This window comes from Sphaerotilus sp., assembly GCF_041083715.1.
Classification (GTDB): Bacteria; Pseudomonadota; Gammaproteobacteria; order Burkholderiales; family Burkholderiaceae_C; genus Sphaerotilus.
The window spans coordinates 1-13707 of record NZ_JBFPGY010000028.1; the positions used below are offsets into that span (position 1 = coordinate 1).

General features: G+C 67.0%; 9 protein-coding genes and 1 tRNA gene. 6 read left to right on the forward strand and 4 right to left on the reverse strand.

Annotated elements, in window-relative coordinates:
* Together AB3X43_RS01365 and AB3X43_RS01370 are read right to left on the reverse strand one after the other, a co-directional pair.
* Positions 1 to 1190 (reverse strand): DUF5117 domain-containing protein (locus tag AB3X43_RS01365; protein ID WP_369428100.1); only part of this gene is annotated, 1190 nt, incomplete at its 3' end.
* 85 nt (positions 1191 to 1275) lie between these two features.
* The gene (locus AB3X43_RS01370; protein WP_369428101.1) at positions 1276 to 3330 is read right to left on the reverse strand and encodes an NAD(+) synthase; all 2055 of its coding nucleotides are present in this window, start codon (positions 3328 to 3330) and stop codon (positions 1276 to 1278) included.
* A gap of 79 nt (positions 3331 to 3409) precedes the next feature.
* Between AB3X43_RS01370 and AB3X43_RS01375 the strand changes: the two genes are divergently transcribed.
* Together AB3X43_RS01375 and AB3X43_RS01380 are read left to right on the forward strand one after the other, a co-directional pair.
* Positions 3410 to 4567, forward strand: a complete 1158-nt coding sequence (locus tag AB3X43_RS01375) for a GNAT family N-acetyltransferase (RefSeq protein ID WP_369428102.1) — start codon at positions 3410 to 3412, stop codon at positions 4565 to 4567.
* A gap of 19 nt (positions 4568 to 4586) precedes the next feature.
* Positions 4587 to 5888 carry a DUF1615 domain-containing protein gene (locus AB3X43_RS01380; protein WP_369428103.1) on the forward strand — a complete coding sequence of 434 codons (1302 nt, stop codon included), beginning with the start codon at positions 4587 to 4589 and terminating at the stop codon, positions 5886 to 5888.
* A 10-nt stretch (positions 5889 to 5898) separates the two neighbouring features.
* On the opposite strand, the gene AB3X43_RS01385 is transcribed toward AB3X43_RS01380, so the two are convergent.
* Both AB3X43_RS01385 and ppa read right to left on the reverse strand, forming a co-directional pair.
* The gene (locus tag AB3X43_RS01385) at positions 5899 to 7680 is read right to left on the reverse strand and encodes an ABC transporter ATP-binding protein/permease (protein WP_369428104.1); all 1782 of its coding nucleotides are present in this window, start codon (positions 7678 to 7680) and stop codon (positions 5899 to 5901) included.
* A gap of 90 nt (positions 7681 to 7770) precedes the next feature.
* A complete protein-coding gene (gene ppa / locus AB3X43_RS01390; RefSeq protein WP_369428105.1) occupies positions 7771 to 8310 on the reverse strand; it encodes an inorganic diphosphatase in 540 nt (179 codons plus the stop codon).
* 323 nt (positions 8311 to 8633) lie between these two features.
* Between ppa and AB3X43_RS01395 the strand changes: the two genes are divergently transcribed.
* The 4 genes from AB3X43_RS01395 (at position 8634) to AB3X43_RS01410 (ending at position 13595) form a co-directional block, all read left to right on the forward strand.
* Positions 8634 to 11096: a sodium-translocating pyrophosphatase gene (locus tag AB3X43_RS01395; protein ID WP_369428106.1), complete on the forward strand. Its 2463-nt coding sequence runs from the start codon at positions 8634 to 8636 to the stop codon at positions 11094 to 11096.
* Between the two features lie 287 nt (positions 11097 to 11383).
* Positions 11384 to 12724, forward strand: coding sequence for a polyhydroxyalkanoate depolymerase (locus AB3X43_RS01400; protein WP_369428107.1), 1341 nt, complete (start codon positions 11384 to 11386; stop codon positions 12722 to 12724).
* Positions 12725 to 12830: 106 nt separating this feature from the next.
* Positions 12831 to 13499, forward strand: a complete 669-nt coding sequence (rsxB, locus tag AB3X43_RS01405) for an electron transport complex subunit RsxB (RefSeq protein WP_369428108.1) — start codon at positions 12831 to 12833, stop codon at positions 13497 to 13499.
* Positions 13500 to 13519: 20 nt separating this feature from the next.
* Positions 13520 to 13595: transfer RNA gene (locus AB3X43_RS01410), tRNA-Ala, on the forward strand.
* Positions 13596 to 13707: the final 112 nt, after the last annotated feature.

Below are 13707 nucleotides of genomic sequence, written 5' to 3' on the forward strand. Positions count from 1 at the left end.
GTGTCGAGGGTGTCGAAGGTGGCGTCGTCCGGCTGGACCTTGACCACGATGGCGTCCTTGAAGCCGATCTTCTCGAAGGCCTTGTTCCACTCCAGGATGCCCGCGGTGATCGACGCCCGGTAGCGCTCGGGCACGCTGCGGTCGATCCAGTAGGTGATCGGCTTGACCGGCGGGGACAGCGCGGCGGTCGGGTCCTGCTTGTCCAGGCGCCAGCGGTGGATGTAGCGCAGCCGCGGGGTGCGGGCGATGTCGTCGCTGTAGTCGTCGACCGTGGACAGGAAATGGCCGATGCGCGCGTCGGCTGCACGCGGCGCCATCGGCTTCTCCGGCAGGCGCGACAGCGAGTAGTGCAGTTGCACGAACAGGCTGCGTGCGTCCGGCAAGGTCATCGGCACGCTCGGGCTGACGGCGGCGCCGGGCTGGCCCTCACTCAGCGACGCGGTGGCGAAATGGCTCTGCACCTGCACGACCAGCAGGTCCGGCTGGGCACGCACCGAGGTGATGGCCGAATTGCGCGGGTCGAGGCCGTAGCCCTGGCGATAGCTGCGCTGCAGCTGGGCGCCGATGCCGAGCATGTCACCCATGAACAGCGCACTGGCATCGACCAGCACGGTCTTGCGGTCCGGGTGCGGCTGGCTGGCGACCGCCGTGCTGGCCAGCAGGCTGGGCGAGAAGGCCGCGGCCACGGCGCGGGCCTCGGGTGTGCCGGCCTTGGCGACGTACTGCGCGTTGCGCGCGATGAGCTGCACCTGGTTGTGGACGCGGCGGAACTCGACCCACTGGGCCTTGCCCACCCCTGTGCGTCCGCCCATCAGGCCGCCGAGCACACCGCCTTCGCCGATGCCGCCAGCGATCTTGGGCGACAGGAAGAACGGCAGGTTGAAGTCATGCTCCGACAGCTCCAGCCAGACCTTCTCGTCCTTCTGCCATGCGGTGATCATCCCGCCGAAGCGGCGTGCGTCGCGGATCACCATCGCGAACGGCGGCAGCGGATTGGGAACAACCGGTGTGGCAGCGGCGGCAGGCGCACCGGCGGCTGGTGCAGCACCCATCGGCGCGCTGGCAGCGCTGGCCGGACTGCTGGCGGCAGAGGCCACAGCGACCGGAGCCGCCGCCGTGGTCGGCCCGTGGGCACAGCCGGTCAACGCCACCAGCGCGGTGGCAAGAGAGGTGAGAGAACGCGGCGACATGCGGGTCCAGTGCAACGAAAGAATCAGGCCGGGAGATCCGGCCGGAGGCAGGATGGCGCCGCGGATTGTGGCCGCGGGCCGCCGCTCAATCGGGTACGCGGTCGAGATCGCCCAGCCAGACCGTGGCTTCTGCATCACTGGGCGCACGCCAGTCGCCCCGCGGCGACAGCGAACCGCCCGAGCCGACCTTGGGCGCATTCGGCACGCAGCTGCGCTTGAACTGGCTGGTCTTGAAGAAGCGCCACAGGAAGGTGCGCAGGTGGCGCTTGATCTCGGGCAGCGGGTAGGCGTTGTGCGCACCGATGCCCTCGGGCCAGCGCCCGGTCTGCGCATCGCCCCAGGTGTGCAGCGCGAGAAAGGCCACCTTCGACGGCGCGAAGCCGAAGCGCAGCGTGTAGTAGAGGTGGAAGTCCTGCAGCTCGTAGGGGCCGACGCTCGACTCACTCGCCTGCTGCGGCTGCCCGTCCGCGTTGCCCGGGACCAGCTCCGGGCTGATCTCGGTCTCGACCACGTCGATCAGCGTCTGGCTGCAGTCCGGCCCGAACTCGCCCTTGCCCGCCACCCAGCGCACCAGGTGCTTGATCAGCGTCTTGGGCACGCTGGCATTGACGTTGTAGTGCGACATGTGGTCACCGACGCCGTAGGTGCACCAGCCCAGCGCCATCTCGCTCAGGTCACCGGTGCCCACGACCATCGCGTTGTGGTGATTCGCCAGCCGGAACAGGTGGCTGGTGCGCTCGCCGGCCTGCACGTTCTCGAAGGTGATGTCGTACTGCGGCTGGCCATCCGCGAAGGGGTGGTCGATGTCGTCGAGCATCTGCTGGCAGCTCGGGCGGATGTCGATCGTCTGCGCCGCACAGCCCAGCGCGTCCATCAGCCGCAGCGCCTGGTCCAGCGTGCGCCCGCTCGTGGCGTAACCGGGCATGGTGTAGGCGCGGATGTTGGTGCGCGGCAGGCCGAGCCGGTCCATCGTCTTGGCGCAGACCAGCAGCGCGTGCGTCGAGTCCAGCCCGCCCGACACGCCGATCACGAGCTGCTGCACGCCCGACGACTGCAGCCGCTTGGCGAGCGCCTGCACCTGGATGTTGTAGACCTCCTCGCAGCGGGCATCGAGGCTGCGCGGGTCGGACGGCACGTACGGAAAGCGGTCCACCCAGCGTTTCAGCGGCAGCACCAGGTCATCCGGCCGCTGCAGCGCCACGCGCACCGTGCGGAACTGCGCCACCTCGGCGCGGTGGCGCGCAGCGGACGCGGCGTAGCTGGTCTGGCGCATGCGCTCGCGGGACAGGCGCTCCAGATCGACATCGGCGGTGAGGAGCTGCGCGTCCATGCGGAAACGCTCGGATTCGGCCAGCAGCGTGCCGTTCTCGCAGACCATCGCGTGGCCGTCCCAGGCGAGGTCGGTGGTCGATTCGCCGTAGCCGGCCGCGCTGTAGAGGTAGGCGGCGACACAGCGCGCCGACTGCTGCGCCACCAGCGCCTGGCGGTAGTCGGCCTTGCCGATGGTCACGTTCGACGCCGACAGGTTGACCAGCACCGTCGCCCCGGCCAGCGCCGCGAACGACGACGGCGGAATCGGCACCCACACGTCCTCGCAGATCTCGACGTGGAATTTCAGGCACGACAGCGCCGCCCCTGCGTCGAACAGCATCTGCGCGCCAAACGGCACCGTCTGTCCGCACAGCGTCACCTCGGTGGAGATCGCCTGCGTCGCCGGCGCGAACTGGCGCGCCTCGTAGAACTCGCCGTAGTTGGGCAGGAAGGTCTTGGGTACGACGCCCAGCAGGCGGCCGTCCAGCACCACGGCCGCGACATTGAACAGCGCGTGGTCCACCCGCAGCGGCAAGCCCACCACGGCCACCGCCTGCACGCCGACCGATGCCGACACCACCTGGGCCAGCGCCGACTCGCAGGCATCCAGCAGCGCGCGCTGGTGGAACAGGTCGTCGCAGGTGTAAGCGGACAGGCCCAACTCCGGGAATGCCACCAGCACCGCGCCCTGGGCCGCAGCCTGGTGGTGCAGGGCAATGGTCTGCTGCGCGTTGAACACCGGATCGGCGACGCGGCAGACGGGCACGGCCACCGCCACACGGGCGAAGCCGTGGGAGTACAGATTGAAGAACGGGACTGTGGGCGCCAAGTCGATAACTCCAGAGCAGTCGAGGGTGGTCAGGGACTGAGGCGAACTGTAGCCGCCCGGCATGCGAATATCCGCCGCCATGACCTCGACCCTACGCCTGCATGAAGATCCGGGCGCGCTCGACGCCGACGCGTGGAACGCGCTGCTCGCCACCTGTCCCGCGCCGACGCCCTTCCTGCGCCACGAATTCCTCGCCGCGCTGCACCGCAGCGGCAGCGCCGTCACCAGCACCGGCTGGCAGCCCGTCTTCATGACACTCACCGCCGAGGACGGCACGCTGCAGGCCGCCGCCCCGCTCTACCTGAAGCGCCATTCCTACGGCGAATACGTCTTCGACTGGGCCTGGGCGGACGCCTGGCAGCGCGCCGGCCAGCGTTACTACCCGAAGCTGCTCGGCGCGGTGCCGTTCACGCCGGTGCCGGGCAGCCGGCTGCTGGCGCGCTCGGACGTGGCGCGGGCGACGCTGCTGCAGGGCATCGAGACCTTCGCCCGCGACCAGGGGCTGTCGTCCGCACACCTGCTTTTCCTTGATGACGCCGACCGTGCCGCCGCACAAGCACAGGGTTGGTTACTGCGCGAAGGTGTGCAGTTCCACTGGTCGAACCGCACACCCGAGCCCTACACCGACTTCGCCGACTTCCTCGCCAGCCTGACCCGCGACAAGCGCAAGAAGATCCAGCAGGAGCGGCGCTACGTGCGCGAGGCGGGGGTGACGTTCGACGTGCTGCGCGGCGCGGAGATCGGCGAGGCGGACTGGGACTACTTCTGCCAGTGCTACGACAACACCTACCGCGAACACCGCTCGACGCCCTACCTGACGCGGGCGTTCTGGGCCGAAGTGGCGCGCACGATGCCCGAGCACTGGCTGCTGTTCGTCGCCCGGCGCGGCGGGGAGCGGGTCGCGGCATCGCTGGTGGCGCTCGATCCGGCGCAGCGCGTGGCCTATGGACGCTACTGGGGCTGCACCGAATCCGTCCCGCATCTGCACTTCGCGGCCTGCTACCACGAGCCGCTGGACTGGTGCGTGCGCGAACGCTTCGTGCGCTTCGAGGGCGGCGCGCAGGGCGAGCACAAGATGGCGCGCGGCCTGCTGCCGGTGAAAACCACCTCGGCGCACTGGCTGCGGCATCCGGGGTTTGCCGATGCGGTGGCGCGGTTTCTGGACGAGGAGACAGCGGGGATCGCGGCGTATGTCGGCGAGTTGCAGGAGAGGAATCCGTTCAAGGCAGAACCGTGACCCCGGATAATCTCCGCCCATGACACGCCTCCTGCGCCTCGCCGCCCTCGCCCTGCTGATGGCCGGACTGGCCGCCTGCACCACGCTGCCCAGTGACCGCCTGCCACCCGCGCCCGCCCCGGCGCCCGTGATCACGCTGCCGTCCACGCCGGTCCCGTCGCCGACGCCGACGCCGTCGCCACTGCCAGCACCGGCACCTGTTCCGGCCCCGGTGCCCGTGCCACCCCCACCGCCGCCACCCGCGCCCCCACCGGTCAGCGCCGCCGACGTGCGCGCCGTCGCCCTGCGCGTGCTGCCGCCGAACATCGCCGAGCGCAGCGCCTGGGCCGACGACATCGCCACCTCGTTCGCCGCGCTGTCGATTCCCGCACAGACGCACAAGGTCTGCGCACTCGCAGCGGTGATCGAGCAGGAATCGACCTGGCAGGCGGATCCCCCGGTCGCCAATCTGGCAAAGATCGCCGCGTCGGAGCTGGACAAGAAACGCGCCAAGTACGGCATCCCCAAACCGGTGTTCGATCTGGCGATGGCCAAGACCTCGCCGACCGGCAAGACCTACCAGCAGCGGCTCGACACGCTGCGCACCGAGCGCGATCTGTCGCTGCTGTTCGAGGACATGATCCGCGAGATCCCGATGGGCACGACGATCTTCGAGGGCCAGAACCCGGTGAAGACGGGTGGTTCGACGCAGGTCAGCGTCACCTTCGCAGCCGAGCAGATGCGCGGCCAGCCTTATCCGTGGCGCCCTGCCGGCACACCGCGTGAAGAGGTGTTCAAGCGGCGCGGTGGCCTGTACTTCGGCGCGGCGATGCTGCTGGACTACCCGGTGTCGTACAACCGGATGCTCTACCGCTTCGCCGACTACAACGCTGGCCGTTACAGCAGCCGCAACGCCGCCGTGCAGTCGCTGCTGGCGCAGTTGACCGGCCAGAAGATCGACCCGGACGGTGACCTGCTGCGCTACAAGGGCAGCGAGCCAGTGTCGCCGCGCACCGAACCGAGCCAGGCGTGGCGGGCGCTGCTGGCGCTGCAGGCAGAACTCGGCGTCAACGCCGCACAGATCGAGCGTGACCTGAAGCTGGAGAAACGCTTCGAGTTCGAGCAGTCGCCGACCTACCGGCGGCTCTACCAGCTCGCCGACAAGCGCGGTCTCAAGCCGGCCCGCGAACAGTTGCCGGACATCGAACTCAACAGCCCGAAGATCACGCGCAAGCTGACCACCGCGTGGTTCGCCGAGCGCTGCGAGATGCGCTACCGGGTATGCATGGCGCGCGACACGGTGGCGCCACCGGTGCCCGCGGCCAGCGATCCCCGGCCCTGACAGCAGCCGCTCACGCGGGTTCGAGTCTCCAGCGGCCGTCGCGGGCCAGCGTGAGCGCCTGGTCGTGGAAGGCAGCCAGCGTCTCGCGGTGGCCGACGCTGACGAGCATGGCCTGCGGCAGCTGCGTCCGCAGCAGCGCGTACAGGCTGTGCTCCAGCCCGCTGTCGGTCGCCGAGGTCGCCTCGTCGAGGAAGACGATCGACGGCCGGTTGGCCAGCACGCGGCCGAAGGCCAGGCGCTGCTGCTCGCCAGGAGAGAGCATCTGCGACCAGTCCTGCACCACGTCGAGCTGCTCGGCGAGGTGGCCGAGCTGCACCTGGGCGAGGATCGGGCGCGCCACGTCGTCGGTGATCTGCTCGCCCGGATAGGCCAGCGCGCCGCGCAGGCTGCCCATCGGCAGATAGGGCCGCTGCGACAGGAACAGGCAGGCGTTGCCGCCCGGACGTTCGGCCTGGCCGGTCGAGAACGGCCACAGCCCCGCCAGCGTGCGCAGCAGCGTCGTCTTGCCGGAGCCGGACGGACCGCGGATCAGCAGCGCCTGACCGGCGGACAGCGTGAAGTTCAGGTCGAGGGTCAGCGGCTGGCCATCCGGCCGCATCACGCTCAGGTCGCGCAGCACCAGCGCGTCGGGGTTGTCCTGCACCTGCGGCAGCGCCAGCTCCGACGACGCCTTCACGTTGGCCTCGAAACCGCTCAGCCGGTCCAGCACGGCGCGGTAGCCGGCAAAGCCGTCGTAGGAGCTGCGGAAGAAGGACAGCGCGCCCTCGACCTGCCCGAAGGCCTGGCTGGTCTGCATCACGTCGCCAAGCTTGATCGCACCCGAAAACAGGCGCGGGGCCTGGATGATGAACGGAAAGATCACCGCCACCTGGCTCACGCTGAGGTTGTAGCCATCGAACTTCAGCCCTCGCCAGAGCAGGGCCCAGGCATTGCCGATCACGGCGGAGAAGCTCGACAGCAAGCCCCGCTTCTCGACCGGCTCACCCCGGTACAGGGCCACGCTCTCGCCGTATTCGCGCAATCGGACGAGCATGTAGCGGTAATTGGCGGTGAGCTTCTCGTTCAGGAAATTCAGCTCGATCAGCGGTCGGCCGATCCAGATCGCGAAGGTCGTCGCCACCAGCACATAGAGGTAGACCAGGTACACCATGGCCCGCGGGACCTCGGTGCCGAACACCGTCATCGAGGCCGACAGGTTCCACAGGATGCCGGTGAATTCGTACATCGACACCACCGAGCTGACCAGCCCCAGCGCAAGCGACAGCGTCGTCGTCACCAGATTGGTCACGTCCTGCTGGATGCGCTGGTCCGGGTTGTCCACCGCGGGCTGGGCAAAGCGGCCCAGGTAGTAGGCCTGGTGGTCCATCCACTCGGTCACCGTGCGGTCGTTGAGCCACTGGCGCCAGTGGATGGTGAACGAGCCGTTGATGTAGGCGTTGAGCAGCGCCCGCACCACGTGGATCGCCGCCAGCACGCCGAACAGGTTCAGGCTGAACCAGAACTTGGGCTGGTCCAGGGCCTGCAATGCGCTGTAGAAATCGTTGTACCAGAACGAGAACAGCACGTTCATGCGCACCGAGAACAGCGTGAACAGCAGCAGCAGTGCCACCCCGAGCAGCGGCCGCCAGCTGCGCTTCGGCGAGAAATAGCCGCCGCTGAGCGACCAGAACTGCCGCCCCCACACCGTCGTGCGCGCCAGCACGGCCATCACGAACACGAAGACCACCAGCGTGATGGCAAAGGTCTTGCCAAGCCACAGGGCGCTGTTGAGGAGTTCCTGATTCCAGTTCATGGCGCGTAGTCTACGGGCGAAAAAAAAGGAGTCCGGTCGGACTCCTTTCCTTGCCGCACCGCCGGACGATCCGGCCGCACTGGCCGGCGATCAAGCCTGGCCAGCCTTCTCGTACGCGGCCATGCCGTTGACGATCTCGGCCTTGGCGGCTTCCGGGCCTTCCCAGCCCTTGACCTTGACCCACTTGTTCGGCTCCAGATCCTTGTAGTGCTCGAAGAAGTGCTGGATGGCCTTCAGGCGCATCTGGTTGATGTCTTCCGGCTTCTGCCAGTGGGTGTAGATCGGCAGGATCTTGTCGATCGGCACGGCCAGCAGCTTGGCGTCGCCGCCGGCTTCGTCGTCCATCTGCAGCACACCGATGGCGCGGCAGGTCACCACCACCCCCGGGGTCAGCGCGAACGGCGTGATCACCAGCACGTCGACCGGATCTCCGTCATCGGCCAGCGTGCGCGGGATGTAGCCGTAGTTGCACGGATAGTGCATCGCGGTCGTCATGAAACGGTCCACGAACAGCGCGCCGCTTTCCTTGTCCACTTCGTACTTGATCGGGTCGGCGTTCATCGGGATCTCGATGACGACGTTGAATTGCTCGGGGGCTTTGGCGCCGGGGGTGACGTTGTGCAGGCTCATGTGGGGAGTTTTCCGAGTGGGGACGAACAATACCCGGGATTCTACGGGGTGCGCTTGCACCGACCTTGCACAGCAGGTTCTGCTTTCGGACAAGCCCTTCGTCCGATGCACTGAAAATGTGCTTCCAGTGCTGGAAAACACCATGCTGGCGTGATTGTTTTAACGCTTCGCATCTTCTAGGATGGCCGTCAACCAGAAAGACCGCAGACACCCAGATTTGACATGGATCAAGTCTTGGTGCGCGTTTTTCGCCAGGCGCCCCAGCGACGCCCGACATCATTGCCCGAGTTCGACGACCCACCCCCACGAGGAAGGAGACTCCGATGTCCATGACCACCGCGCTGACGGCGGCACTGCTCTGCGGCCTGGCCGCAGTGATCTACGGCTTCATCACCCGAAGCTGGATCCTGAAACAAGACGCCGGCAACGCCCGCATGCAGGAGATCGCCGCGGCGATCCAGCAGGGTGCCGCCGCCTACCTGGCCCGCCAGTACCGCACCATCGCCATCGTCGGCGTGGTGCTGGCCGTGTTGATTGCCCTGTTCATCGGGCTGCCTACGGCGGTGGCCTTCGTCATCGGCGCCCTGCTCTCGGGCACTTGCGGCTTCATTGGCATGAACGTGTCGGTCCGGGCCAATGTCCGCACCGCGCAAGCCGCCACCCGGGGCATGAACGACGCCCTGAACATCGCCTTCAAGGGCGGCGCGATCACCGGCATGCTGGTGGTCGGCCTGGGCCTGCTGGGCGTGGGCATCGTGTTCTGGGTGCTGACCGGCGGCGGCTCCACACCGGCCGCCGATCTGTCGGTGGCGATCAAGCCACTGATGGGACTGGCCTTCGGCTCCTCGCTGATCTCGATCTTCGCGCGGCTCGGTGGCGGCATCTTCACCAAGGGCGCCGATGTGGGCGCCGATCTGGTGGGCAAGGTCGAAGCCGGCATCCCAGAGGACGACCCGCGCAACCCGGCGGTGATCGCCGACAACGTCGGCGACAACGTCGGGGACTGCGCCGGCATGGCCGCCGACCTGTTCGAGACCTACGCGGTCACGCTGATCGCGACCATGGTGCTGGGTGCACTGCTGCTCACCACGGCGCCGATGGTGGCGGTGGTCTATCCGCTGCTGCTGGGTGGCGTGTCGATCATCGCGTCGATCATCGGCTGCAGTGTCGTCAAGGCCAGTCCGGGCATGAAGAACGTCATGCCGGCGCTCTACAAGGGCCTGATCGTCGCAGGCGTGCTGTCGCTGGTGGCCTTCTACTTCGTCACGACGATGTTCGTGCCGGACGACGTGCTCGGCGGCACCGGCGCCCAGATGCGGCTGTTCGGCGCCTGCGCGGTCGGCCTGGTGCTGACGGCAGCGATGGTGTGGATCACCGAGTACTACACCGGCACGCAATACGCACCCGTGCAGCACGTCGCGCAAGCCTCCACCACCGGCCACGGCACCAACGTCATCGCCGGCCTGGGCGTGTCCATGCGCTCGACCGCGTGGCCGGTGCTGTTCGTCTGTCTGGCGATCCTGGCGGCGTTCCAGCTGGGTGGTCTCTATGGGATTGCCATCGCTGCCACCTCGATGCTGAGCATGGCCGGCATCGTCGTCGCGCTCGACGCCTACGGCCCGATCACCGACAACGCTGGCGGCATTGCCGAGATGGCCGAGATGCCCAAGTCGGTGCGCGACATCACCGACCCGCTGGACGCCGTCGGCAACACGACCAAGGCGGTCACCAAGGGCTACGCGATCGGATCGGCGGGTCTGGCCGCACTGGTGCTGTTCGCCGACTACACCCACGCGCTCGAAGCGCGCGGGATGCATGTGAGCTTCGACCTGTCGAACCATCTGGTGATCGTCGGGCTGTTCATCGGCGGATTGATCCCCTACCTGTTCGGCGCGATGGCGATGGAGGCCGTCGGCCGCGCCGCGGGCAGCGTGGTCGAGGAGGTGCGTCGCCAGTTCCGCGAGATTCCCGGGATCATGCAGGGCACCGCCAAGCCGGAATATGGCCGCGCGGTGGACATGCTGACCTCGGCGGCGATCAAGGAAATGGTCGTGCCGAGCCTGCTGCCGGTGGTGGTGCCGGTGCTGGTGGGCCTGCTGCTCGGGCCAGCGGCGCTGGGCGGGTTGCTGATGGGCACCATCGTGACCGGCCTGTTCGTGGCGATTTCGATGTGCACTGGCGGCGGCGCGTGGGACAACGCCAAGAAGTACATCGAGGACGGTCACAACGGCGGCAAGGGCAGCGAAGCGCACAAGGCGGCCGTGACGGGTGACACCGTCGGCGACCCGTACAAGGACACCGCGGGTCCGGCCATCAACCCGCTGATCAAGATCATCAACATCGTGGCACTGCTGATCGTGCCGCTGTTGTCGGGCGGTTCGGCTCCAGCCCCGGCAGCCAAGGTCGAGGCCGCACCTGCCGTGGCCTCCGCACCGGCAGCCCCTGCGGCGGACACCGATGCAGCATCGATCAAGGTCGAGAACGGTGTCGTCAAGTTCTACTTCGCCTCTGGCGCGGCGGCGCTGGCAGATGGCGCTCCTGCTGCCCTGGCCGACGTGGTCAAGGCCGTGGCCGAAGGGAAAACAGCGGTCATCAGCGGATTCCATGACGCCAGCGGCGACCCGGCCAGGAACGCCGAACTGGCCAAGCTACGGGCCTTCGCCGTGCGCGATGCGCTCAAGGCACTCGGGGTCGCCGAGGACAAGGTCGAGCTGAGCAAGCCCGCCGAGTCCACCGGCAGTGGCTCCGCAGCCGAGGCACGCCGGGTTGAAGTGACCCTGAAATGACAGCCTGTTGACTTAAACCATGTAGTACCAAGGCAACAGACCCGCCACCCAGGCGGGTCTGTTGCTTCTTTATGGAACAGTTTTTCGACTGTTCCTGACACGGAGATTTCAGATCTCCGCGCAGCAGGCCACAGGTCGACCCAACCTTGGGGAATTGCCGGCTTGATTCCCGTCCACTTGCGATTCATCCTTCCGAAAAAGCAGCGCAGGCATACAATGCTGCACTGCAACATATTCGCCCGCCACCCACTTGGTGACGAAGCCCCCCGGTAGTCAGAGGAATCGCAATGCTTTATCAACTCTACGAAACCCAACGCGCGTTGCTCAGTCCGTTCGCCGAATTCGCCAGCGCCACCGGCAAGCTGTACAGCCACCCGCTGTCGCCCTTTGCCCAGGCCCCCGGTTCGCAACGGATGGCTGCCGGCTTCGACCTGATGCACCGCTTGACCAAGGAATACGAGAAGCCCGCCTTTGGCATCAACTCGGTCCAGGTCGACGGCGTCGACGTCGCCGTGCAGGAGCAGGTGATCGAGGCCAAGCCCTTCTGCCGTCTGCTGCGCTTCAAGCGCTACACCGACAATGCGCAGATGCTGGAGCGCATGCGCGCACAGCCGATCGTGCTGGTGGTCGCACCGCTGTCTGGCCACCATTCCACGCTGCTGCGCGACACCGTGCGCACGCTGCTGCAGGACCACAAGGTCTACATCACCGACTGGGTGGATGCCCGCATGGTGCCGCTGGCCAGCGGTGAGTTCCATTTGGCGGATTACATCGGCTACGTGCAGGAGTTCATTCGCCTGCTCGGTCCGGAGGTCAATGTCATCTCCGTGTGCCAGCCGACGGTGCCGGTGCTGGCCGCGATCTCGCTGCTGGCCTCGCGCGGCGAGTTCACGCCCCGCACGATGACGATGATGGGTGGCCCGATCGACGCCCGCAAGAGCCCCACAGCGGTGAACAATCTGGCGATGAACCGCACGCACGAGTGGTTCGAGCAGAACGTGATCTACCGCGTGCCGCAGAACTTCCCGGGCGCCGGTCGCCGTGTCTATCCCGGTTTCATGCAGCACACTGGCTTTGTCGCGATGAACCCGGACCGCCATGCCAACTCGCACTGGGACTACTTCCTGGACCTGGTGCGCGGCGATGACGACAGTGCCGAGTCGCACCGACAGTTCTACGACGAGTACAACGCCGTGCTCGACATGGACGCGGACTACTACCTCGAAACCATCAAGACCGTGTTCCAGGATTTCTCGCTGGTCTACGGCACCTGGAACGTCAAGGGCGAGGTGGTTCGTCCGCAGGACATCACGACCACCGCGCTGCTGACCGTCGAAGGTGAACTCGACGACATCTCGGGTGCTGGTCAGACCGAAGCCGCGCACGGCCTGTGCAGCGGCATTCCGGCCGACCGCCGCCAGCACTACCTGGTGCAGGGTGCCGGTCACTACGGCATCTTCTCGGGCCGCCGCTGGCGCGAGATGGCCTACCCGGAAGTGCGCAAGTTCATCCTGCAGCACCAGCAGCCCGCACAGATCGCCGCACCCGTAGCAGCTGAAGCCGCGGCAGTCGCGACTCCCGCGGTAGCCACACCGGCCAAGGGCAAGAAGACCACGGCGACGAGCTGATCCGCCTGCGTCCTGTCCTGTATTCGCTCTGCGACACAATGCGGGGCCGGCGACAAGCCGGCCCCGTTTTTTTGCGTACGCAGCACCCGGCGTGCCACATCAGACCATGTCCACCCTCGCTGATCAAATCGACGCCCTGCTGCCGCAGACCCAGTGCACCCGGTGCGGCTACCCCGATTGCCGCAGCTATGCCGAGGCCATCGCTGCAGGCCTGACCGAGATCAACCGCTGCCCGCCTGGTGGCACGGAAGGAATGGTCCGGCTGGCAGCGGTGACCGGGAAGGCAACCCTGCCTCTGGATGTGTCCTGCGGTGTCGAGGGCCCGCTGACCGTGGCCGTGATCGACGAACGCTGGTGCATCGGCTGCACCTTGTGCATCAAATCCTGTCCGATCGACTGCATCGTCGGGACGCACAAGCAGATGCACACCGTCATCGAGTCCCGATGCACTGGCTGCGAGCTGTGCCTGCCTGCCTGCCCGGTGGACTGCATCTCGCTCGAAGTCATGACACCTGGCCGAACCGGCTGGCACGCCTGGACAGCGGCCCAGGCCGACGAAGCCCGCACCCGATACCTCGAGCGGAACCAGCGCCGCAGCCAGGCCGAGCTTCGCCATGCCGAGCAGCTTGAAACCAAGGCGAGCCACAAGCTGGCGCATTTGGAAACACAGACAAATGAGGTCGAGGTACCGGGCGAACTGGACCGCAAACGCCGGACCATCGAAGCCGCGCTGGCCAAGGCACGGTCACAGCGCGCCAAAATCGCAGAGTCGTGATATAGTATTTTTCGTTGTGCGGGGGGGTAGCTCAGCTGGGAGAGCGTCGCGTTCGCAATGCGAAGGTCGGGAGTTCGATCCTCCTCCTCTCCACCAACACAACATGCGACAGCGCCAAGTGCTTGATTTCAAAGGCACTTGGCGTTTTTCATTGGCCTCATGGCAAGCAGGTTCCCACTGTCCCGCCCCACTTCCCCTGGGGACTGGG

Bases quoted from the DNA above. Each gene is read 5' to 3' on its own strand.
- AB3X43_RS01400 (WP_369428107.1), top strand. From the start codon at position 11,384: ATGCTTTATCAACTCTACGAAACCCAACGCGCGTTGCTCAGTCCGTTC.
- AB3X43_RS01375 (WP_369428102.1), top strand. From the start codon at position 3,410: ATGACCTCGACCCTACGCCTGCATGAAGATCCGGGCGCGCTCGACGCC.
- AB3X43_RS01380 (WP_369428103.1), top strand. From the start codon at position 4,587: ATGACACGCCTCCTGCGCCTCGCCGCCCTCGCCCTGCTGATGGCCGGA.
- AB3X43_RS01385 (WP_369428104.1), bottom strand. From the start codon at position 7,680: ATGAACTGGAATCAGGAACTCCTCAACAGCGCCCTGTGGCTTGGCAAG.
- rsxB (WP_369428108.1), top strand. From the start codon at position 12,831: ATGTCCACCCTCGCTGATCAAATCGACGCCCTGCTGCCGCAGACCCAG.
- AB3X43_RS01395 (WP_369428106.1), top strand. From the start codon at position 8,634: ATGTCCATGACCACCGCGCTGACGGCGGCACTGCTCTGCGGCCTGGCC.
- ppa (WP_369428105.1), bottom strand. From the start codon at position 8,310: ATGAGCCTGCACAACGTCACCCCCGGCGCCAAAGCCCCCGAGCAATTC.